This window comes from Acinetobacter sp. UBA6571 (genome assembly GCF_002434085.1).
GTDB lineage: Bacteria > Pseudomonadota > Gammaproteobacteria > Pseudomonadales > Moraxellaceae > Acinetobacter > Acinetobacter radioresistens.
Genome location: NZ_DJJJ01000065.1, coordinates 1 through 22,330, shown reverse-complemented (window position 1 = coordinate 22,330; position 22,330 = coordinate 1). Strand labels below are relative to the sequence as shown.

Annotated in this window: 21 protein-coding genes and 2 pseudogenes; 7 read left to right on the top strand and 16 right to left on the bottom strand. The window is 42.5% G+C overall.

What is annotated here, in order from left to right; all coding sequences use genetic code 11:
- Positions 1 to 7: 7 nt before the first annotated feature.
- Positions 8 to 2,041, top strand: a complete 2,034-nt coding sequence (locus tag B3X18_RS13790) for an esterase/lipase family protein (RefSeq protein WP_034670631.1) — start codon at positions 8 to 10, stop codon at positions 2,039 to 2,041.
- 57 nt (positions 2,042 to 2,098) lie between these two features.
- Here the strand turns inward: B3X18_RS13790 and B3X18_RS13785 are convergent.
- A pseudogene (locus B3X18_RS13785) lies at positions 2,099 to 2,902 on the bottom strand (thioesterase family protein).
- A 357-nt stretch (positions 2,903 to 3,259) separates the two neighbouring features.
- Complete coding sequence (def, locus tag B3X18_RS13780; RefSeq protein WP_034670636.1) at positions 3,260 to 3,739, bottom strand: peptide deformylase; 480 nt, start codon at positions 3,737 to 3,739, stop codon at positions 3,260 to 3,262.
- A gap of 133 nt (positions 3,740 to 3,872) precedes the next feature.
- Between def and B3X18_RS13775 the strand changes: the two genes are divergently transcribed.
- Positions 3,873 to 4,076, top strand: coding sequence for a hypothetical protein (locus B3X18_RS13775; protein WP_034670639.1), 204 nt, complete (start codon positions 3,873 to 3,875; stop codon positions 4,074 to 4,076).
- Between the two features lie 101 nt (positions 4,077 to 4,177).
- Here B3X18_RS13775 and B3X18_RS13770 read toward each other — a convergent pair whose 3' ends face one another.
- The 14 genes and pseudogenes from B3X18_RS13770 to B3X18_RS13705 form a co-directional block, all read right to left on the bottom strand.
- Complete coding sequence (locus B3X18_RS13770) at positions 4,178 to 5,374, bottom strand: hypothetical protein (RefSeq protein ID WP_034670641.1); 1,197 nt, start codon at positions 5,372 to 5,374, stop codon at positions 4,178 to 4,180.
- A gap of 155 nt (positions 5,375 to 5,529) precedes the next feature.
- Complete coding sequence (locus tag B3X18_RS13765; RefSeq protein WP_005026422.1) at positions 5,530 to 7,170, bottom strand: thiamine pyrophosphate-binding protein; 1,641 nt, start codon at positions 7,168 to 7,170, stop codon at positions 5,530 to 5,532.
- 38 nt (positions 7,171 to 7,208) lie between these two features.
- On the bottom strand, positions 7,209 to 8,675 hold the full coding sequence (locus B3X18_RS13760; protein WP_005026423.1) for an aldehyde dehydrogenase: 1,467 nt from the start codon (positions 8,673 to 8,675) through the stop codon (positions 7,209 to 7,211).
- A gap of 13 nt (positions 8,676 to 8,688) precedes the next feature.
- Positions 8,689 to 9,480, bottom strand: a complete 792-nt coding sequence (locus B3X18_RS13755) for an aspartate dehydrogenase (protein ID WP_000735778.1) — start codon at positions 9,478 to 9,480, stop codon at positions 8,689 to 8,691.
- A 15-nt stretch (positions 9,481 to 9,495) separates the two neighbouring features.
- A pseudogene (locus B3X18_RS13750) lies at positions 9,496 to 10,290 on the bottom strand (SDR family oxidoreductase).
- 15 nt (positions 10,291 to 10,305) lie between these two features.
- A complete protein-coding gene (locus B3X18_RS13745; RefSeq protein ID WP_286935755.1) occupies positions 10,306 to 11,130 on the bottom strand; it encodes an alpha/beta fold hydrolase in 825 nt (274 codons plus the stop codon).
- A gap of 36 nt (positions 11,131 to 11,166) precedes the next feature.
- Positions 11,167 to 11,688 (bottom strand): cupin domain-containing protein, encoded by a 522-nt coding sequence (locus B3X18_RS13740; protein ID WP_002117566.1) that lies wholly within the window; start codon positions 11,686 to 11,688, stop codon positions 11,167 to 11,169.
- A 22-nt stretch (positions 11,689 to 11,710) separates the two neighbouring features.
- Positions 11,711 to 12,934: an MFS transporter gene (locus B3X18_RS13735; protein WP_005019812.1), complete on the bottom strand. Its 1,224-nt coding sequence runs from the start codon at positions 12,932 to 12,934 to the stop codon at positions 11,711 to 11,713.
- Positions 12,935 to 12,976: 42 nt separating this feature from the next.
- The gene (locus B3X18_RS13730) at positions 12,977 to 14,188 is read right to left on the bottom strand and encodes an NAD(P)/FAD-dependent oxidoreductase (protein WP_005019811.1); all 1,212 of its coding nucleotides are present in this window, start codon (positions 14,186 to 14,188) and stop codon (positions 12,977 to 12,979) included.
- A 30-nt stretch (positions 14,189 to 14,218) separates the two neighbouring features.
- Positions 14,219 to 15,148, bottom strand: coding sequence for a VOC family protein (locus tag B3X18_RS13725; protein ID WP_005019810.1), 930 nt, complete (start codon positions 15,146 to 15,148; stop codon positions 14,219 to 14,221).
- An 11-nt stretch (positions 15,149 to 15,159) separates the two neighbouring features.
- Positions 15,160 to 15,924 (bottom strand): SDR family oxidoreductase, encoded by a 765-nt coding sequence (locus B3X18_RS13720; protein WP_005019809.1) that lies wholly within the window; start codon positions 15,922 to 15,924, stop codon positions 15,160 to 15,162.
- Positions 15,917 to 16,984 carry an aromatic ring-hydroxylating oxygenase subunit alpha gene (locus tag B3X18_RS13715; protein ID WP_005019805.1) on the bottom strand — a complete coding sequence of 356 codons (1,068 nt, stop codon included), beginning with the start codon at positions 16,982 to 16,984 and terminating at the stop codon, positions 15,917 to 15,919. The genes B3X18_RS13720 and B3X18_RS13715 overlap by 8 nt, the downstream gene beginning before the upstream one ends.
- A gap of 16 nt (positions 16,985 to 17,000) precedes the next feature.
- Complete coding sequence (locus tag B3X18_RS13710) at positions 17,001 to 17,300, bottom strand: recombinase-like helix-turn-helix domain-containing protein (RefSeq protein ID WP_005019803.1); 300 nt, start codon at positions 17,298 to 17,300, stop codon at positions 17,001 to 17,003.
- A gap of 27 nt (positions 17,301 to 17,327) precedes the next feature.
- Positions 17,328 to 17,633 (bottom strand): non-heme iron oxygenase ferredoxin subunit, encoded by a 306-nt coding sequence (locus B3X18_RS13705; protein ID WP_002117586.1) that lies wholly within the window; start codon positions 17,631 to 17,633, stop codon positions 17,328 to 17,330.
- A gap of 253 nt (positions 17,634 to 17,886) precedes the next feature.
- On the opposite strand from B3X18_RS13705, the gene B3X18_RS13700 reads away from it, so the two are divergent.
- The 5 genes from B3X18_RS13700 to B3X18_RS13680 all read left to right on the top strand — a co-directional run.
- Positions 17,887 to 18,699 carry an IclR family transcriptional regulator gene (locus B3X18_RS13700; RefSeq protein WP_005019800.1) on the top strand — a complete coding sequence of 271 codons (813 nt, stop codon included), beginning with the start codon at positions 17,887 to 17,889 and terminating at the stop codon, positions 18,697 to 18,699.
- 164 nt (positions 18,700 to 18,863) lie between these two features.
- The gene (gene antA, locus B3X18_RS13695; RefSeq protein WP_005026432.1) at positions 18,864 to 20,279 is read left to right on the top strand and encodes an anthranilate 1,2-dioxygenase large subunit; all 1,416 of its coding nucleotides are present in this window, start codon (positions 18,864 to 18,866) and stop codon (positions 20,277 to 20,279) included.
- 2 nt (positions 20,280 to 20,281) lie between these two features.
- Positions 20,282 to 20,773 (top strand): anthranilate 1,2-dioxygenase small subunit, encoded by a 492-nt coding sequence (antB, locus tag B3X18_RS13690; RefSeq protein WP_005026433.1) that lies wholly within the window; start codon positions 20,282 to 20,284, stop codon positions 20,771 to 20,773.
- 10 nt (positions 20,774 to 20,783) lie between these two features.
- Positions 20,784 to 21,818: an anthranilate 1,2-dioxygenase electron transfer component AntC gene (gene antC, locus B3X18_RS13685; protein WP_005026435.1), complete on the top strand. Its 1,035-nt coding sequence runs from the start codon at positions 20,784 to 20,786 to the stop codon at positions 21,816 to 21,818.
- 101 nt (positions 21,819 to 21,919) lie between these two features.
- The coding region (locus B3X18_RS13680; protein ID WP_286935731.1) for a dioxygenase at positions 21,920 to 22,330 on the top strand (411 nt) is incomplete at its 3' end.

Below are 22,330 nucleotides of genomic sequence, written 5' to 3'. Positions count from 1 at the left end.
TCAGCCCATGTTTAGAAATAAAATAAATAGAATCTGGCTATTATCTACCCTATCCGTTGTGCTGCTCAGCGGTTGCCAGGTGGTCAGTGTTAAACAGCAAGCATTGAATATCAGTATCGCAAATGAACGCGATAGCATTTTAACCCGTGACCGGATGAGTGAGGCCAGTCTGAACGTATTGTCCATGACGGGACGTGAAGCTGAGGCCTGTACTGAGAAGCCGGATGAGTGTATTAAAGAACTCGAGCAGATTCCACAGATCATGGATGAGCAGATGCTTTCCGCTGCTAGTGAGATATATCTGGCAAAGTCGCTTGAACTTTCTGGAGAAGCCGAATGCACAGCACCAAAGAGTAAAGGTGACTCAACTAAAGCTATTGAGAAGCGAAAATTACAGGAACAGAATTACAATCATTGTCTGGATCAACAGCTGAATCTGCTGGACAAAAGCATCCGTTATAGCTATGCCTATCTGTTTAAAACAGAACGCCATCCTGAAGACCGGATTTTTGATAACCGTCAGGTGCAGATTCGTGATTTTTATAACCAGGCGCTAGCAAAGCTGGTCACAACTTATAGTTTACGCCATCCTAGTAAAACGGTTTCACCCCAAATCAAGGTGGGTAAAAGTATCTACAGTATTAATGTAGATCAATACCCACAGCTTAAAAACCAGCCACTAGAACAATTGCTTTCAAGTTATAACCTTAACTTCTCAGGGCTACGTTCAATTAACCGTCGTGACGGTTTTGGCTCTGAGTTTGTTGTAGTATTACCACAGGAAGAGCGCAAGGAAGTAGATAAATATATTCTTGATCCAATGAACTTTTCTTATGAAAACGGCGTAAATCCGAATATTCATAAGGCTCGCTATCTAGCAGTAACTATTACAGCTCAGCCAAAGACAGAGAGCAGTATAGAAGAAATATTAAACAGTCCGCACTTTCAGTTAAATGTATATGATCCTTACAGTACTGAGAAAGTTAAAGTAGGAGGTGAAAACTATCCACTTGCGGCCAACTTTTCTGCACCTTACGGTTTGTGGCTGGCTCAGAACAATCTGGGTATTGCGGCTTATCTTACCCTGCTTGACCGGCGACAAGATTTAACTATGCCGCATTTATACATGCTTGAGCCCTATAACCCGGACAAAAAAGTGATCGTACTGGTCCATGGACTGGCCAGCAGTCCAGAGGCTTGGATTGCAGTAACTAACGACATTATGGGTGATAATGTATTACGTGAACACTATCAGGTATGGCAAGTTTTCTACTCTACCAATATGCCAATCATTGAAAGTCGTTTCCAGATCTATGCCTTGTTACAGCAGGCTTTCAAGAATCTTGACCCAAGTGCTCCCTCTGCTAAAGATGCGGTTCTGATTGGTCATAGTATGGGAGGTATTATTAGCCGTTTACTGGTAAGTCAGGCTGACCTTTCAGAAACAGCACTTCAGAAAATGAACTCTTACCAGCTGGTACAGTATCGAAATGAGCCCATGATTCGCGAGCGTCTACGCCTGCAACCTATCAATAATTTTACTCGCGCTGTATTTCTGGCAACTCCTCATAAAGGAACTAGATATGCTGATCGTTGGTTTACCTTGGCAGCACGTAAAATTATCCGCATACCAGGTACTTTCGTAAATGCAATTGGCGAATCATTACGAAATGATGACTTGAGTATTAAGGATATCTTACAGCAGGTTGATCGCTCACTAATTCAGAATGGACCAAGCAATTTAAGCTATAAATCTAAATTTATTGACTTGACTGAAGATGTGATGCCTGTTGATGGTCTGGTATATCATTCAATTCTTGGAAATAATACAGACAGTCAAGATCCAAATGTGATTACAGACGGTGTAGTTACCTATCAAAGTGCTCACCTAGAAGGCGCGGCCTCTGAAAAAATCTTTAAAGGTGGCCATTCTATTCAAATGACGCCAGAAACTATTCTTGAACTGCGCCGTATTCTAAGACAGCATTTAACTGAACTGGGTCTTTACCATCCTGATGAAATAAAAATTGAGTCACCCTGAATGTAAACTTATAAAAAATGGGCTCTTAAAGGCCCATTTTTTTTGCTCTACTGAATTTCAAGCTTTCATTTTTCTTAAGGTAAGTATCTGTTCGCTGCGTCCAAAAGGCCCTTGGGTATCGTGTAATACAGCGCTAGTTAAACCGATACCATCTTCTCCATACTGTTGTACAGCTTCTATGCCCAGCCATTTTCCTTGTGGAATACGGTATAAATGCAGCTGCAAGTCCAGGTTTGGAAAACCCTATTCAAAATTGCCTTCCTGACGTGGCACTATTCCATTCGCTGTATCAACCATCCCGAGTAAACGAACAAAATCAGTAGTAGATTTATCATTAACCATATCAAGTTCATTTTTCAGCCAGACCGTACCTTTACCTGCCCGGTGGTTTTCATCGGTACGTGCCTCGATACTTTCAATATAACCACCTGGCCAGCGCTTCATACCATCCCAAACGGGTAGCGATTCAGGATGTGTGACAGATTGATCTTCAATTCCTGCCACTTTTGAAGAGTCAGCTTTCAGCATACGCCAAGCACGCGCCACAATACAGGTCTTCCCTTCAGCTTGCATTTCTGCTTCGATCAGCTCAATCGTTTTTCCAGGACGAATGACACGAGAAGTAATTGAAAAATCACCAAAATGGATGAGTCCAAAAATATCCAGACTAATTCGACCGATACGCATATCATCACGTGGCATAAACTGTTCCAGTTCAGCACACATAATTCCGGTTGCAGGCGCCATATGCTGTTCATGCGGATTCCATGCACCTTGCGCATGCCGATTAGAGCTATAGAATGTTGTAACCGTACCGTCCTGATTCTGTTTACGCTCAAGTAACTGATAATAAGCTGACATAAATTTCCTTATCCATTTTTAGTTTATCTTGCCCACATATTTTCTGGGTATTTGAGGCTTGGTAAAGTAAATAGCTGTATTAATAAAACACACATAGTTTTAGCCCACTAACTTTCATAATAAACATAACTGCTTGAAAAGTGTTAGGCAAAAAACTGCACTTTTACTGTGTTTTATGACTCAGGAGTTCTAAAAATTAGAATCAATATTTTTACGTGAACCTACCCATTTCAAAAAATTGTAGACGTAAATATTTATAAAAACAGATTTTTATACTTAGGCTATTTTAAAAATTTATTTCTATATAATTAATTTTATATTTATAAATATAGAATTCTAAGATGAACCATTGGATTACTATAACCGCTCGACAAATAAAATTCCGTTCAGATGATCAATCTCATGTTGTATGATCCGGGCGGGGAAACCTTTATATATTGTTTCTACTGGTTCACCCTCTAAAGTTAAATAACACAGCTTAACTGTCTCAGCCCGCTCTACAGTACCCCGCACATCCGGTACACTCAGGCAGCCTTCCTCTCCCAGACTAGTTTCTCTAGAAAATTCTAATATTTCCGGGTTCACCATCACTACTGCCTCCATTTCCGGTGCATCGGGATAACGTGGATTAGAGCGTGATGCCACAATAATAATACGTTTAGAGATATAGACCTGTGGTGCTGCAATTCCTACTCCATTTTGCTCAAGCATAGTCGTGTGCATAGCTTGAGCAAGCTGCCTTAGCCATTCAGTGTTAAATTCATTTTCTGAAACTTCTGCAGCTTTTAAAGTTAAAACTTTTTCACCACGCTGGGCTACTGGCAAGCTGATACTCATCCCTCTTTCTCCCTGCGATTAATAGACATTTATTATTTTGATTTACAATAAATTAAAAATGACGGAAGCAGCTACATTCCCTCTTCAATTTCTCGTATTATAAAATAAATATAGAATATTATCGGTTAAGTTTATGACCGCTACACAACTGTTGCTTGGAGTGCTCTTTAGCTCTATTGGTTTAGGCTATTTCTTATATGGCAGGAAACAGAATATGACTGTTCCCTTAGTCTGCGGCCTGACATTGATCATTTTTCCCTATTTTGTAGAGAATCTTTTCCTGTTGGGCGGTATTGGTTTAGTGCTTGCCGTTTTACCTTATTTTCTGCGTTATTAATTTTTAAATATAATAGAGTTCTTGACAGATTCATCTATTTTTAAGCCATTAATAAAATTAAAGGCCATTTTTTAAGCTTGGCCTTTAATCCTTTTAGTAGTTTAAAAAGTAAATCCAAGATTTAAATTAATACGGTATAGCCATTTATCACTATTTTCAGAAGTAGCTGTAGTAAAGCCTGTTGCATTGGTTGAGCCTCCAATAATATTAGCATTTCTTCCCAGAGTGTAATCTGCCCAGATCATAAATGGTGACGCAATAAACATCATTCCTGTTGTATTCATTTGTGAATCGGACCAGTCATTACGAGCTTTATCTAAATAGCTATAATCGTTATAAAAACGAATAGCTTTTAATTTCCCAAAATCTTTAACCGGCAATGTGTAGGCCAGATTTAAACTCGTAACTGTACCTTCAGAGGCTATAAAGTATGCCGGCGTTAAACCGTTTGCCCCCATCAAAGTCATATCACTATTTACACCATCCGGATTTTTAGCATCGTACTGATAGTGAATGACCGAACTTTGTAAGTTAAAGCGCTTATAGTTGTTTTCAGTATGCAAACCGATTGCATAATATTTGCCGTCTTTATCGGTAATATCATTATGTAATTGTGCAATTGCACCTGATATACCAAACTCCTGTTTACCAAAATCAGTTTCTAACTTGCGAACAATGCGAGTATTAACCTGATGACGTTTTTCATTTTGATAGGCTTTTTGAGATGGAAATGCATTCCCTGCCAAGTCATCATAAGTTGCACTCTCAGGTGAATAACGCAAGTTCGTTTCTAACATTTGCGGGTAATAACCGAGTTTTACATCCCAATCTTTGTCGTGATAATTCCAGTTAATCCCCGGTGCAATATTGTTGCCATAACCTAAAAAAAATGGAATGTGGTAAGTCCAGCCATTTTGCGGATAGGGATAAATCGTAAAAGGTTTATAAACCAGACCCGCTTCAATGCTGTTATTGACATCTAGGTTATAACCAACATATGCCTTTTCAATTGATGTTTTTTCCTGATCCTGAATGATATAACTCGCGTTTAGATATGCATCATCAAAAGTACCTTTTAAATCAATTCTAAAAATATCAAAATCAAGTTTACCTATTCCACGGTTAGGGCTATCCCAACTCTCATAGCGCTGATTTAAACGAACCAATCCACCTAACTTTAATGAGTCGGTGCCGTCAGCACTTTTCCATTCAAGCAATGAATCTTTTGCAAATACATTTACACTTATCCCCAGCGTAAGCGGTGCAATGAATGCCATGATTAATGAAGTCTTTTTCATCTCTACATCCTTGATTGAGTTCCAGCGTCCTGCTGGAACTTTATTTGCTTTACCTGTAAAACTCCGTTTTTATTGTTTTTTAGACAAAAAAATTTATCTAAAAAAAGGATGGCTTAGCAGCTTCCATCGCATATGTACTAAACCATCCAAACTGGTTAATACAATTTCTTTTGCGGTGGACCCGCGAAGTTTAATGGTCCAATCGAGTTCATATCGAGTTCAATCACGGTTGGCCCTTCAAAAGCGACAGCCTCTTGAATAACCGTTTTAAACTCTTCTGCACTACCGACTTTCCAGCTCTTCACACCCATTGATTCGCCAAGAAGTTTGTAGTCAGGTGTATGCAATTCATTGAAATACTGGCGGCCACCAAAGTAATTATTTTGAATGCCACGCATTACGCCATAACCACCATCATTCATAATCATTAAGACCATGTTGGTGTTTTCTTGCACCATGGTTGCAATTTCGCCAATACCAAGCATTAAGCCGCCATCGCCGACTAAACCAATTACTTTTTTTTCAGGGTTAGCAATCGAAGCACCAATTGCTGTTGCAAGGCCTAAACCAATTGCACCCGCAAGTGAGTGGATGTTTTGGTTTGGTGCTTGTACTGGGAATAAACGACTGCCCCATGTACTACCCGACATGGTAATGTCACGTACAAAAATGCCGTCTTGAGGTAAAGCTGCACGTAAGTGATCACAGATCAAAGCATATTGGTCAATTTGTTTACGCAGTGCATCAATTGCAGCCTGTTTAGCAGTCACTACAGCAGCATCGTAATCGGCGTCAACTTTTGAAGTTCCTTGAAGCTGTTCTAACACACGTGTTAAGACATCTTTGGCATCGCCACAAATGAAGTTCCGAATTTTGTAATTACGTTGCTGAGCCATTGGGTTAGCATCCACCTGAATAATGTTTTCAGGAAATTCAACCGAATAAGTTTTAGTTTCATTACTACGTAAACGAGAACCCACCACAACCATCAGGTCAGCATCTTTTAATAACTGCTCAACACCCGCCGAGTTATGGAAAGCACCTAAACTACGTGGATGATCATCTGGCAACACCCCACGAGCATGAGTCGATGAAACAACCGGAATACCTAAATCTGCAATTGCTTTCACTTCAGCAACGCTATTTAAAGTTCCACCACCAATCCAGAAAATCGGGTGTTTTGCTTTTTTGATTTCATTAACAAGAAGATCAATTTCAGCTTGTTCTGCCTGTGGCAATTCAAGTGCTTTCACTGGGCCTAAATTAAGTGGTAAATCAATTTCCGCTGCCTGCACATCAATTGGTAGCTCGACACTGACAGGTCCCATTGGAACAGTCGTTGCGACACGGATGGCTTCACGTATTACACCAACAGCATTGTCTGGACTGGTAATGCGAAATGCCGCTTTGCTTGATGCACGTAAGAATGTAAGTTGGTCTTTGGTTTCATGAATGAAACTTGCATCACGATCGAGATATTCACGCTCAACCTGACCTGTTAAATGCAATACAGGGCTACCCGCATTCATTGCTTCAATGAGTGAACCCACCGCATTACCTGCCCCAGCACCGGTACTGGTTAAGGCTACACCTAGGCCTTTAAAGCGTGAGTGTGCATCTGCCATGGTGACCGCACCCGCTTCACCACGGGCTGCAACAAAGCGCATTTTTTCACGGCGCCCTACTGCATCGGCAATGGGTAAATTGTGAATGGAGATAACACCATAAATACTATCAACTTGGTGCGCTTCTAAAACTCTTGCGATTGCTTCGCCTACATTTACACGTTCAGTCATGTCTGTTCCTCAAAATTTGTTTTCAGTCCTTGAATTTATTAATCGCACCAAGGGTTAGGCTGTTCATTCAGCCCCATATAAATACTCTTTTGTTGCATGTACGATAAAATGCCCAAACGGCCTTTCTCGCGCCCGATTCCACTGTCTTTAAATCCACCAAACGGTGCACTAATCGAGAACTTTTTGTAGGTATTAATCCATACCGTTCCCACTTCTAAGGCACGTGCTATACGCCAAGCCTTACGATAGTTTTCAGTCCAGATACCTGCGGCAAGACCAAAACAACTGTCATTGGCTTGCTTAATTAAATCTTGCTCGTTGTCATATTTCATAACGACTAAAACAGGGCCAAAAATTTCTTCCTGACAGGTTTGAGCACTATTATTTAAGCCCGTGATGATGGTTGGTAAGTAATAGCTTCCTTTGGCATAGTCACCAGTGGTAAGTGCCTCACCACCAATCAAAACTTGACCACCTTCGCTTTTGGCCAGTTGCACATAGCGATCAACTGACTGCAAATGTTTGTCATTGACCAGTGGCCCTAAGTGCACACCCGCTTGTTCTGGATGGCCCACACGTAAGCCTTTGGTAATTTCAACCAAACGCGTTAAGAACTGATCGTAAAGACTGCTATGAATAAACAAGCGAGAACCTGCGATACACGCTTGGCCTGCCGAGCTAAAAATACCGTACGCTACACCTTTAGCAGCCAGTTCAACATCTGCATCAGGTAAAACGATGGTTGGTGACTTACCACCCAACTCAAGTGAAGTGGTAATCAGTTTATCTGCGGCAATGTGTGCCAAATGACGACCCGTGGTTGTCCCACCTGTAAAAGAAATTTTTCGAACTAATGGATGTTGAGCAATGGCATCACCAATCACTGAACCACGCCCCACTAACACACTGAGTAAACCTTTTGGTAAGCCAGCTTCTTCAAAAATTTTGGCAAGCTCTAAAGCAATCAGTGAAGTCGCTTCTGCAGGTTTTAACACCACTGCATTTCCTGCTGCCAAAGCTGGAGCAAGCTTTTGAACTTCACTCGCAATTGGAGAGTTCCAAGGGGTAATGGCTGCCACAACGCCCACAGGTTCATGTACGCTCATGGTCATAAAGTCTGGAGCACGCTGAGTGGTGAGCTCATCATTCAACGTTTCACAAGCCGCCGCAACATAGCGTGCAGTTGCCGCCGCGCTCATCACCAAACCACGAGTTTCGGTTAAAGGCTTACCATTATCGCGGGTTTGTAGTTTTGCTAATTCATCTACACGCGCTTCAATAATGTCTGCAACTTTGTAGAGAATACGTGCACGCTCATGCGGCAAGCTGTTTCTCCAGCTCGGTTGACGCCAAGCCTGATCTGCCTTTTCAATTGCTTCATTTACATCTTCAAGCGTTGCTGTTGAAAGCTCAGCGTTTACCGACTGATCTGCCGGAAACAGGCTTTGAATGACTGCACCACGGCCTAATCGCCATTCACCCGCAATATAAATTTCCTTTGCCATGATCAAATCCTTCTTAAATCTGTATTGCTTCTACACTGTTGCGACAAGCACGAATCACGCTAAGCGCAGCCAAAGTTGATGTTTTGGGGTTACTTGGTAACGGCACGCCCACCAGTTCAATGGTCATTTGTCCAAAGCCACCTTCTGCCACAATGGTGTGTTTGTTTTTGTTGATGGTTGGATCAACAGTTAACTCAACCATGGTTTCATCCATTCCAAGCCCTGCAAGTGCAATGGTTGCTGCAACATTGGCGTTGGCAGGAAATTTCATGGCAGCTTCACGGGCAGTTCCTGTAAAAAAGACCGTAGGTTCTGAAACATGGTCTAAATCGACTAATTGCTCTGCATAACTGCCCTTCCAACTTTTTGGACTTTTACAGCCTTTATAAGTGACCTTTTGCAAGCCACCTTCTTTAGCAGCAGAAATACCGTCAATACCTGCGATAGCCCCTGCAAGTAAATGCAGATGGGCATCATTTTTTTCGGCAGTTTGCTTAAGCTGAACCAAAAACTCGCTATCGGCTAAAGTACCCACCGAAATCAGACCAATGGTCCAGCCTTTCGCTAAAACTTTTTGAGCATGCTCTTTCACTGCTGCTTGACCTGCCACCTCAATGACATAGTCTGGTGTACCATCACATTGCTCAATATCTGAAATCACCTGAATGTCAGATGAGACTTGTGATTGAACTTTCTCAATGCTGCGAGATGGCACGACAATCCATTTGAGTTGCAGATCTTGAGGCAAATGGGCATACACTTCTGCTGCCATTGCACCAAAACCAATCATCATCAACTTTTTCATGACAGCACCTGATATTTATAAATGTTTGTTAAAACCACCTGAGACATCTATTGCCGAACCTGTGGTGTAAGATGCCAATGGTGATGCCAAGAAAACTAAAGCACGTGCAGGCTCTTCCGGGCGGCCTAAACGCTGCATTGGGATACCACGGTTTTTTGCGATATTGCCGGTCCACTCTTCCCATGACAGATTTAAATCTGAACGGGTCTCATAACGGCGTTTCCACTGCGCAGATTCGACCATACCGAGTAAAATCGAGTTCACACGAACGCCATATTGAGTAAATTCATGTGCCAAAGAATGGGTTAAATTCAACAGTGCAGCGCGTGCAGATGAAGTCGCAATCATGTGCGGTTCTGGTTGCAATGCCAGCAACGAGTTCACATTGGTAATTGAGGCATTTGCCGACTGTTTTAAGTCATCAAGAAAAGCCCGTACCGGATGTAATACACTGAAATATTTCAGCTCAATTTCTTTCATCCAGTCTTCATCTTGTGTGTTTTCAAAATTTGAAACACGACCTTGCCCAGCATTGTTAATGAGCATATCCACGTTGCCCAAATTGAGTTTGACCTCTTTGGCAAATTGCTGAACATCTTCTTTTTTCAACACATTACATGCTTTGGTAAAAATATTGGCATATGGAAATTTTTCTAAAATATAGTGCTTAGAAGCATATAAACGTTCTTCATCGCGACCACACCAAGCAACTCATGCACCCTCTGCAACCAGTATTTCAACAGCAGCCAGCCCAATCCCAGATGAGCCACCGGTAACAACTGCAACTTTTCCTTCAACTTGGAAGCTCATAATCCTTAATCTCTCTTACGATTGTTCCTGAATCGTCAACATAATTTGGTAAAATGCTTGCGGTTGGTCGACATAACTTAAATGTCCTGCATCTTCTATGACGAAGCGCTGTTCCAACTGCAATTCCTGAGCAAGCTCTTGTATACCTAACGCAGGAGTGATTTGATCTTGCTGCCCTGCAATCACTGTGCATGGGACTTTTAAATCGGTTAAATAATTACGTATTTCGTCATATGCCAGTAAGTACGATGCATGGGTGAAACCTTGTAGGGTCAATTGCTGCATCACCTCTGAAACTAAAGCTAAGGCTTGTGGCTCTTGTTTATAAATCAAATGAGGTCCACGGCTTTGGGCCATTCCTTTAGCACCGAGTTCTTTCAACATTTTTGGTCTTTTTTCAAAAACCTGAATTTGTGTCTGTTCATCGTGGCGTTGATAGCCTTGCGCCAAGTTAGCGACCACCAAGTGTTTCACTCGCTCTGGGTAAAGTGCAGCAAATGCACTGGCCTGTAAGGCACCTAATGAGTGTCCCACCACTATTGCTTTTTCAATTTTTAAAGTATCGAACAATGCTGCCAAACGCTTTGCGTAGTCGGTCGCATTCGGTTGATCCGTTAAAAGTTCATCTGATTTGCCATAGCCCGGTGCGTCCCAGGCAATGACATGAAAATGATGAGACAGCACTTCAAGTTGGTTTACCCATGAAGCAGAACCGGAACTAATGCCATGCAACAGCACAAGGTATTCGCCCTGACCAGCTTCGCGATAGGCTTGTTGCTGGCCTTGAACATTGACCGTTTTCACCGGAAATTCTGCTAACTTTTCAATGAGTGTCATCATTTTTAATTCTTTCCTTTCATTCACTTCATCAAACAATTAACGTTTGATTTGAGACAATGGATGCTCTGGTGGATAGTTAGGAATTGTTGGTTTACCTGTTCCCAACATCACGCACATCAAGGCGTCTTCTTGACCTGGGTTAAACAAACCACGGTAGATCCCCGGTGGAATTGAAATCAGGTCACGCTCTTTTAAACGGGTTTCAAATTTTTCGCCGTTGTGCTCAATGAACAAATCAATTTCGCCGCGAAGCATAAAAAACACTTCTTCAACATCATGGTGAATGTGCAAAGGACCTTCACACTGTGGTGGTAGAACCATGGTTGAAAACGTAAAGTTTTCTGCTGGAACGGTGTTACCGTCATTTGCAACACCTGTTGCACCCGTACCCATGTAACGCATTTGTGCACGGCGATATTTAGGGTCGTAATCTGCCTGGAACTTCAAGGCATCAAAGTCATATTTACGTGTCTCAAAGCGAGCAATACGCGTGTTTAACCAATCTTCTAAAGAAGCACCCTCTGGTTGTGCCCACGATTCGAATTGTTGTGTAGTCATTTTTAAACTCCTATACAGTGAATTAATAACGTTTTAAAAGAGGAACCAAGAACAACGACCCAATGACAGCGACTGCAGCCAAGAAGGTAATTCCTAAATTAAAACTATGTGTTTGCATCACGATGTAACCGATCAGTACAGGCGCAATTGCACTTGCAAAATTACCTAAACCGTTAAATATTCCACCTGCAGTCGCCCCTACATTTGAGGTCGTTACTCTTGCAAGCAGAGCAAATACCGCTGCTACTCCAAAACCCCAAGCCATGGCACTTAAAGACATCGCAGCAATGATCAGAATTGGATTAGTCATCAGAACCATGACATACATAAAGATTCCGGCTACCAGCAAACCGCTAAAGACCTGAACAGCACGTCGCCCCAGTTTGTCTGAAAGAAATGCGCCAATGATTTCACCAACCAGCATGGCAATAAACGGAAAGCTTGAATAAACACCAAACTCTTTAAGATTAAAGCCCTTATCCTGGATGAGATAAGACGGGACCCAACTATTTAATCCCCAGAGATAAGTCATTAAGGCGATATTGAATATGCATACCAGCCAGAACGAACTGTTCTGTAACAGGAATTTAGTGTTTGCAATATGTCCTTGAAAATTGATGCGCTTAGCGCCAGATTCTAGTTCAATGGTTTTCTTGAGTTGCAGATTACGTAATCCAAATACAATAGCCAGTAAAGCAACAATCGTAAGTCCAGCCATTACAAAGAATGTGGTATGCCAGTCGTGATTAGCCAGTACCGCGGCAGTGATTGGAAAGCCTAGAAATGCGCCAATTGGAGTACCAAGTAAAAACATGGTGGAGGCGCGTGCCTGCTGCCGGTCTGTATAGGTCTGTTTAACGATGGTATATGCCAGCGCAAAGAGTGGTCCTTCTGCAAGCCCCAACAATACGCGTAGAAATAACATTCCTGCGTAGCTGGTGGTAAATCCCATAAAAAGCATGAGTATGCCCCATGCAGCTACGCTCCAGAACAGCATTTTTTTAGGATTAAAAATATCGCCCAGAAAACTCAAAAATACAGATGAAAAACCATAAGCCAGCAAGAAACTGGTCATCAGCCAGCCCAGCTTTGCCTTGTCACCTGCGATCCCCATCGCATCCTGGAAATGCGCATCGGAAAACAAAACTGCGATACTGATCTTGTCGAAAAATGCCAGTACCACGCATACCATCAGGACAAAAGCTGGAAGCCAGTGCTTTAATCCATTTTTTTCTTCATTACTCATATGTCTTTCCTTGAGTCTAGTAATGAGTGCCGGATTCAATGTTTAAGGTTTTAATTTCATGACATTAAATTCAGGATCTTGTAATTGTTCAGGGTTAAGCTGGGTTTCAGACTGAATCCAGCGTTTTGCCAGTTTGACCAGTTTGGAATCATTAATGGCAACCATATTCAGTAAACGATTTTCATGGTCCAGATATAAATAGCTCACCTGGTTTTCACCACCTTGACGAATGATTACTTCTTTAGTTTTTTCAGGTTGATAATTTCCTAAAATCTGGATATTAAAGTGATACTGATCCGACCAGAGCCATGGAATATCGTTATATTCAGTTGCTATTCCGAGCATTGACTTGGCGGCTGCAATCGCCTGATTCTGCGCATTCGCCCAAGACTGAATGCAATAGCCCAAACCCGGATGGATCGCGACGTCTCCTGCGGCATAAATGTCCTGATCTGAAGTTTGCCCAAAACAGTTCACTACAATCCCATCTTTCACATTCAGACCTGCGTTGCTGCCCAGCTCTTTTGCAATTTCTGCACCAGCTCCTACAACGACACAATCAAAGAGTTCACTGGCCTGAGGATAATTAACAACCTCTACTTTTTGCTGATACGCCTCAACCAGATGCAAGTGCTTACTCTTTAAATGAATCACCGTGCCTTGCTGTTCATGAATCTGTTTTAAAACACTGGAAAGCTCTGGACTGACACTACGTGCACACAACCGGTCTCCATATTCAAAAACATGCACTTGCTTGCCCTGTTTTCGCGCAGTAGCGGCGATTTCAAGACCAATCCACCCACCACCCACCACTGCTACCTTATTTGCCTTTTCTAAACGTTCAGCCAAATATTCACAGTCCTGCACATTTCGTAAAGTCAGTACATTAGGAATAAACTGCCAGGTTTTTACTGGTATCCGTGCTCGGCTGCCTGTAGCAATCAGTAACTTGTCATAAGGTAGAGTTTTACCATCTTGCAGTATGACCTGTTTGTGCTGACGGTCTAGCTGCGTAGCAAAAGCCGGTTTGTGCCACTGAATATTAAAGCTCTCAATTTGATCAGCTGAGAATAAGCTTAGGCTTTCATAATCAGCCTCTCTAGACAGGACCTGTTTAGACAGAGGTGGCCGCTCATAGAAGACCTGTTCTTCATTAGAGACCACATGAATTTCACCCGAAAACCCATTTTGGCGTAATGTGCTTACGGCCCAGCCAGAAGCCTGCCCGGCTCCCACAATTACAATTCTTTCCATGATTCTGCTCTCCTTGGCTCAGGCATTTTTTTACAAAGACTTCACCTGACGGCGAGTAGTGTTATCCAAACCGCCTTCGATTGCCCATTCGGTAAAAAGTTCAAGGCAGTGTTCTTCTGTACGTGGCTGCCATTCTTCTGTCAAATAGTCATCGTTAGTGTAATACTCAAATGCACCGCCCAATGGTGAGTTGACGTACCAGAAATAAGCAGAAGAAATTGGATGACGTCCTGGCCCGATAAAAGTTGACCACTCTGAACGGTTCATATGTAAACCGCCCCCAATTACCTCATGAATATCACGAACAACAAACGCAACGTGGTTCAGGCCAGCAGGTTTATTTGGAACACTGAGCAGGAATAAATCATGGTGATAACCTTCACCGCGACAACGTAAGAATGCACCGCGATTTTTGTAGGCATCAGATAAATGAAAGCCTAATTTTTCAATGTAAAACTTCTCGGTGGTTGCCAGATCAGGCGTAAAAAATACAACGTGTCCAATTGCTACCGGTTGTCCTTTTTCATAAACTGGGCTTGCTGCATTGACACGTTGAATATTACCGTACTGGTTAATGCCTTCCGTTTTAAGTTCTGGTACTTCTTTTACAAAACTTTGTTCAAAACGAATGGTCATACCATTGGGGTCAAGACACTGAACTGTCGTTTCAGTACGTTTAAAACCGTCTACATCGGCCAAACGAGCTGCCAAGTCTTCAAGGTCTTGAAGACTATCAGCACCCCACGTGACTTCACGTAAAGTTGAACCTTGCTCAATAGCAGATGGCAAACGGTCATCATCACAATTAAATAAATAAATTTTGCTACCGTTTTGAGTCTGGTATAAGTCTGCACCTTCAATATCTGAAGTACTTTGGCTTAAACCAAAATCTGCCAAAAACTTGTTTGAAGCGGCTCTATCTTCAACTCCAAACTTTAAAATCTCGATCCCTGTAATCATTTGACCACTCCTTAGTTAAAGACAAAACCGCCATTGACCGGAATATTTTGACCTGTCACAAAAGAGGACAAATCCGACAGTAGATACAATGCTGTTCCATTTAAATCTTGGGGAAGTTGCTGACGTTGAATCGCTCTTCCGTTGATATATAAATCATGACGTTCTTGAGGCACATACTCGGTTGCCTCAACCAGAGTAAGGCCCGGAGATAAGGTGTTGACACAGATATTAAACTGACCCAACTCTCTTGCCATTGAACGTGTCATGGCAACAATTGCACCTTTACTCGCCACATAAGCCATCAGGTTTGGCGCACCCCAAAGTGCTGTATCTGACGCAACATTAATAATCTTGCCGGCGGCCGATTGCTTTAAATGTGAAACGCATGCCTTACTAATGAGCCATGTGCCTTTCACATTAATCTTCATGACCTGATCCCAAAGTTCAGGATCGTAATCAATCATATTTTTTCCACCAACATTGGTTGCAAGCGCTGCACAGTTCACAAGACCATCTAGTCCTTGTAATACTTCCATGCTTTTTGCGACAGCATTTTCAATAGAGTCTGCATTGGCAAGGTCAACTGTTACTGCATGAACATTGAGTCCTTGTTTTTGTAAGACCTGTGCTTCTTGTTGCACGAGGTCAGACAAAATATCTGCCATTACGACTTCAGCACCAGCCTCAGCAATGGCTTGAGCAAAATCTCGGCCTAAACCACGTGCAGCACCAGTCACTAAAACTTTTTTGCCTTGCAACAACGCTACATTAGCCATGAGCTTCTTCCTGCATCTCGATACGGTTTGATGCATTTAACGCAGCAATTTTCTTTAATTGCTTCTCGGCTTCTTTCTTCATTAAACGGCGTAAACGTGCAAGACCCACATCGTGTTGATAGAGGAATTCTTTTTCACGGGCATTTGGCGCAAGGTTTTCTAAAATAATTCGGTCTTGTTCCAATACATCCCAATGCAACTGTTCTAAATGATTGCGATATAAGAAACGCCATACATTACGTTGCCAGCAACTCACCTTACGGCAGCGCCAGAAAAATACGCGAGTATTGTTGGCATCAATTGGCGTTGCATAACCTACAATCCAGAATTCGCCACCTGGGCCAAATTGTTTGCGGTATGGAATTGAAAGACGTAACCAGCTTGCACCTGTTGAACCATATTCAACCCAGTCAAAGTTCACACCGGTTTGACCTTCTTTTTCAAAAACAAAGCCATTATCGGTCGTGCGGTGTTTCATCTCTGCAGTACGTTCACCATCTGCCATTGAGTGCGATGTCGCGTGTAAATAGGTCCCATGCATTGGGTCCATCACGTTATCAATCGCGTATTGATGGTTTACTTTCCAGTCTGCTTGGCAAAGGAATGAACTCCACTCTTCGCTTGCAAGTTGCTCTGGAAACTCAAGCGGCGCTGGTTGTTCATTTGCATCAATACCAAACCAGATAAAGATTGCGCCATGTTGCTCAATGACAGGATAGTTCTTTAAACATTTAGTACCAGTCATTGGACATTCATGAACGGCTGGCACATCAGCAACAACACCGTCAGCACGAACTTCAACACCGTGATACCAGCAAGCAACTCGGTCACCCAAATTCCAACCCAGTGAAAGACGAGCACCGCGATGTGGACAGCGATCTTCAAGCGCGTGAACCTGACCTTCAGCATCACGCCAAACTACAATATTTTCGCCTAAACGAGTAATTCCGACTGGATTAGCAGCGACTTCCCAACTTGCTAAAACCGGGTGCCATTGGTCACGTAAACCAAGTTCTAAATATTCTTCAGCGCTTTGTGAAGTTGATACGATTGCGTTCATTTTATTCTTCCCTGAATCAATAACCTAAACGTTGCATTTCTTCTGTAAAGCTTGCAGAAGTCCATTCATCACCAGATTCACAACGGAAACCCTGTTGATTAAGGGCAGAAACAACCTCATCTAACTCAGTTGCGCCCGCAGAAAATGCCTGAATCAAGTTTTTTACAAAGTCTTGTTCGTAGAGAGTTGGTTCTTTATAACGTGTCTGCCAAACCAACAATTCAGATTGACCTGGAACTTGAATATTGTTGATACCTGCTTCGGTTGCTGGCGTTGCATGAATCCAGCTTGCCAACTTTTCATTAAATGTCTTCATTGTTCTGCTTCCTTGTACATGTGAGGACTAGAGTTGAATTTGAATATCCTGTCCTTCAACACGAACCGGGTACGTACATAGGTTTCTACACCCTGGTCCACTTTTTAGCTCACCTGTCTGAATGTCAAAAATTGCTTCGTGCAATGGACATTCAACAGTCTGATCTTCGATAAATCCTTCGGTTAATAAGGCATACGCATGAGGGCAAACATTTTCGATAGCAAAGTAATTTTCATCGACAAAAAAAACACCAATTTTTTTCCCTTCAATTTCGATGGCTTTCGGCTCATCTTCGCTAACGTCACCCTGCTGACAAACTGAGATCCAACTCATACCTTGCGTCCTCATTTTGTTTTGTATATAAAACAATATTTAATATAAGAAACTTTATAAAAGAATACCCTTAAATTATTTTTTATGTCAAATTTTATATTTTACTAATAATCAAATATTTAATATTTTTATTAAAATAATTTTGTTTTAAATAGAATCAAAAGTTTTATATGTGAAAATTGTTTTAATTATTCTTTAACATTACAATGAATCTGAAACTATATTAAAATTTACTGGTTTGAGTAATTTCATCATGACTGTTGCACTAGACGATACAACTGAAGACCTTTCAAACAATAAGAATGAGGAACGATATCTGGTACCAGGCCTAGTCCGAGGGCTGGCTGTTTTGCAGGCTTTTAATCAGGAAGCAAGTGAAATGACCATCTCTGAAATTGCAGAGATTCTAAATGTGAACCGTTCGAGCGCTTTTCGCCTGATCTACACGCTTGAGGCATCAGGTTATCTTAGAAAAGCCAGCGCCAAGACCTATGCCCTAGACTCAAAAGTTATGGAGCTCGGATTTAACAGCTTGTCCAAACTTTCGCTGACCGATCTTGCTACACCTATTATGAAAGAACTGCGGGACCAAACTCAGGTTGCTGCACATCTGTCTGTTCTTGAAGGAACACACATTATTTTTATTCATAATGTTCAGGCTATTGGGGCATTTACGAGTACTTTACAGGTGGGAACCCGATGGCCAGCCCATGCTACAGTAATTGGACAATATCTACTTTCAAGTTTGCCTGAGAACGAGGTACGGCAGCGTTATAGCAAATTTCAGGACTGGAAGTCCTTTTCCGAGCGCACACCCAAAAATTTAAAAGAGTTACTAGCTAGACTTGATTTAGTACGTGAACAAAAATTTATGGTGAGCTGGGGTCATTTTAATCATGATATGGCTGCCTGTGCTGCTCCTATCTTTAAACAGTCTAAACAGGAAATGGTTGCAGTTTTATCAGTGAGCTGTCCTCTTAGTACTTATGATGAAAATGTATTTAAAGACGAAATTGCGAATCTGGTTACGGCCTCTGCCAATAAAATTTCAAAATTTATTTATTGATCTCAAGCAAGTTATATCATCGCTGAATCTTCTTCTATTTATATATATAGTACTTTAAAGACGTTTCTGCAAAAACTGGATAAAGTTCTGGAAAAATCGGATAGAGGCCAAATGGTAATCGCGGTTCAATCAAGAAAAGCGCTGATTGAATGGAGTATTATAAAATGGCCTCACGTAGCGTAACTGAATGGCAGGATTTCGTTGCAGGATGCATTGATTTTCGTCCAAATGACGGGGTTTTCCGTATAGCGCGTGATATGTTCACGCAGCCAGAATTGTTTGATCTTGAAATGGAATTCATTTTTGAAAAAGTATGGATTTATGCCTGTCATGAAAGTGAAATTCCCAATAACCATGACTTTCTAACTGTCCAGATTGGCCGACAGCCTATCATCATCAGCCGTGATGGTAAGGGTGAACTGCATGCTATGGTTAACGCCTGTGAACATCGTGGAGCAACCTTAACCAGGGTTGCCAAAGGCAATCAGTCTACTTTCACCTGTCCGTTCCATGCCTGGTGCTATAAGTCCGATGGTCGTCTGGTTAAGGTTAAAGCACCAAGTGAATATTGTGAAGATTTTGACAAATCCAGTCGTGGTCTAAAGCAGGGCCGGATTGCCAGCTATCGTGGTTTTGTATTTGTTAGCCTTGATGTGCAGGCTACAGATAGCCTCGAAGATTTTTTAGGTGATGCCAAAGTATTTCTCGACCTGATGGTCGAGCAGTCACCTACCGGTGAGCTGGAAGTGTTACAGGGTAAGTCGGCTTATACTTTTGCAGGTAACTGGAAACTGCAAAATGAAAATGGCCTAGATGGCTATCATGTCAGTACTGTTCACTACAATTATGTTTCAACTGTACAGCATCGCCAGCAGGTCAATGCAGCCAAAGGTAGTGATCTTGATACTCTTGATTATAGCAAGCTGGGTGCGGGTGATAATGAAACTGATGATGGCTGGTTTAGCTTTAAAAACGGTCATAGCGTTTTATTTAGTGATATGCCGAACCCGACGGTCCGCCCTGGATATGAAACAGTCATGCCCTATCTGGTCGAGAAATATGGTCCAAAGCGTGCTGAGTGGGCAATGCACCGTCTCAGAAACTTAAACCTCTATCCAAGTCTGTTTTTTATGGACCAGATCAGTTCGCAGTTACGAATCGTACGCCCGGTCGCCTGGAACAAGACAGAAGTAATCAGTCAGTGCATTGGGGTTAAAGGAGAGTCAGCTGAAGCTCGCCGTAACCGCATTCGTCAGTTTGAAGATTTCTTTAATGTATCCGGCCTAGGCACTCCCGATGATCTGGTCGAGTTCCGTGAACAGCAGAAAGGTTTCCAAGCACGTCTGGAACGCTGGAGCGATATTTCACGTGGCCACCATACGTGGTGTTATGGCCCTACCCAGAATTCACAGGACTTGGGTATTGAGCCTGTCATTACCGGGCGTGAATTCACACATGAAGGACTTTATGTGAACCAGCACGGTCACTGGCAACAGTTAATGTTAGACGGCCTAAAAAAGAAAGCTTTAAAACTGCATGATATTACTTATGAAAATCATACTGTAACGGATGAGGTGTAATCATGTCTCAAGAACTCCATTTCGCCGTTTCTCAATTTCTTTACCGTAAGGCAGAGCTTTGTGATGCCTATGAATGGGAGGCCTATCTCGAGTTATATGATGAAGACAGCGAATATCATATTCCACAGTGGATAGATGACCATACCTATGTACAAGATCCAAATCAGGGCTTGTCTTATATTTATTATGCAGACCGTTCAGGACTAGAAGACCGGGTATTCCGTATCCGTACAGGTAAAGCAGCATCTGCAACTCCTCTGCCACGTACTTTGCACAGTATTAACAATATACGGGTCAAGATGCTTGAGGATGGTTTAATTCAGGCAAATGTTGTCTGGCAGACCCTCTACAACCGTCAAGGTCTGGAAGGCTGTTTCTACGGACATGCAACTTATATTCTGCGCAAAACTGAAGAAACGTTTCGGATCCGTCGTCAGCACACTGTTTTGCTTAATGACAAGATTGATTCCGTACTCGACTTTTATCATGTATAAGGAGTGACACATGGGGCATTCTGTTGCACTCAACTTTGCAGATGGTAAAACTTTTTTTATCTCGGTAAATGATGACGAGCTATTGCTGGATGCGGCTGTTCGTCAGGGAATCAACCTCCCTTTAGACTGCCGTGAAGGTGTATGTGGCACCTGTCAAGGACAGTGTGAAACTGGCATTTACGAGCAGGATTATGTTGATGAAGATGCGTTAAGCGAGCGGGATCTCGCTGAGCGTAAAATGCTGGCTTGTCAGACCCGGGTCATGTCAAATGCTGCTTTTTATTTTGACCATAACTCAAATATCTGTAACGCAGGTGACACGCTCAAGCTTGCCACCACAGTCACTGCTGTTGAGCTGGTTTCTGAAACAACTGCAATTTTACACCTTGATGCCAGCACACATAAGGAACAGTTACAGTTTTTGCCAGGACAATATGCACGCTTACAGATTCCAGGCACACCAGACTGGCGCTCTTATTCTTTTGCCAACCGGCCAAATCACTCTAACCAGCTACAGTTTTTAATCCGGTTGTTGCCGGATGGAGTAATGAGCAATTACTTACGTGAGCGCTGTGAGGTTGGTCAAATCTTAATGATGGAAGCCCCTTTAGGCAGCTTTTATTTGCGCGAAGTAGAACGTCCACTGGTTTTTATCGCTGGTGGAACCGGACTGTCAGCCTTTTTGGGTATGCTCGACAATATCGCAGAACAGCCTAACACACCTGCCGTTCAGCTATTTTATGGTGTAAATAGTGAGGCTGATTTATGTGAACAGCAGCGGCTGCAGAGTTATGCTGAACGTATTCCCAACTTTAGTTATCAGCCGATTGTGACTAAAGCTTCAAGTACATGGACAGGAAAAACTGGCTATATTCAGGAGCATTTAAATAGAGACCAGCTCGCTGAGCAGGCATTTGATATGTATTTGTGTGGTCCTCCACCCATGATTGAGGCAGTTAAAAGCTGGCTGGATATTGAAGAGTTGCAGGATTATCGGATTTATAGCGAAAAATTTTTACAGAGTAATACCAGCCATAGCCCATAAAACAAGTTGTACCAAGGAAAGATAACAACAAGACGTTTTTTCAGAGGCTGATCTCTCGTCAGCCCCTGTTAGTGTCTTATACATACTTAAGGAGTGATAGTATGAACCGTCAACAAATTGATGCGCTCGTAAAACAAATGAATGTCGATACTGCCAAAGGCCCGGTCGATGAGCGCATTCAGCAGGTCGTCGTCCGCCTGCTCGGGGATCTGTTCCAGGCTATCGAAGACCTCGACATCCAGCCCTCTGAAGTCTGGAAAGGCCTCGAATACCTGACCGATGCAGGTCAGGCCAATGAACTCGGCCTGCTCGCTGCCGGGCTCGGTCTTGAACACTACCTCGACCTGCGTGCCGATGAGGCAGATGCCAAGGCCGGTATCACTGGCGGCACTCCCCGTACCATCGAAGGCCCGCTCTATGTGGCCGGTGCCCCTGAGTCTGTCGGCTTTGCCCGTATGGATGACGGCTCCGAGTCCGACAAGGTCGACACCCTGATCATTGAAGGCACAGTT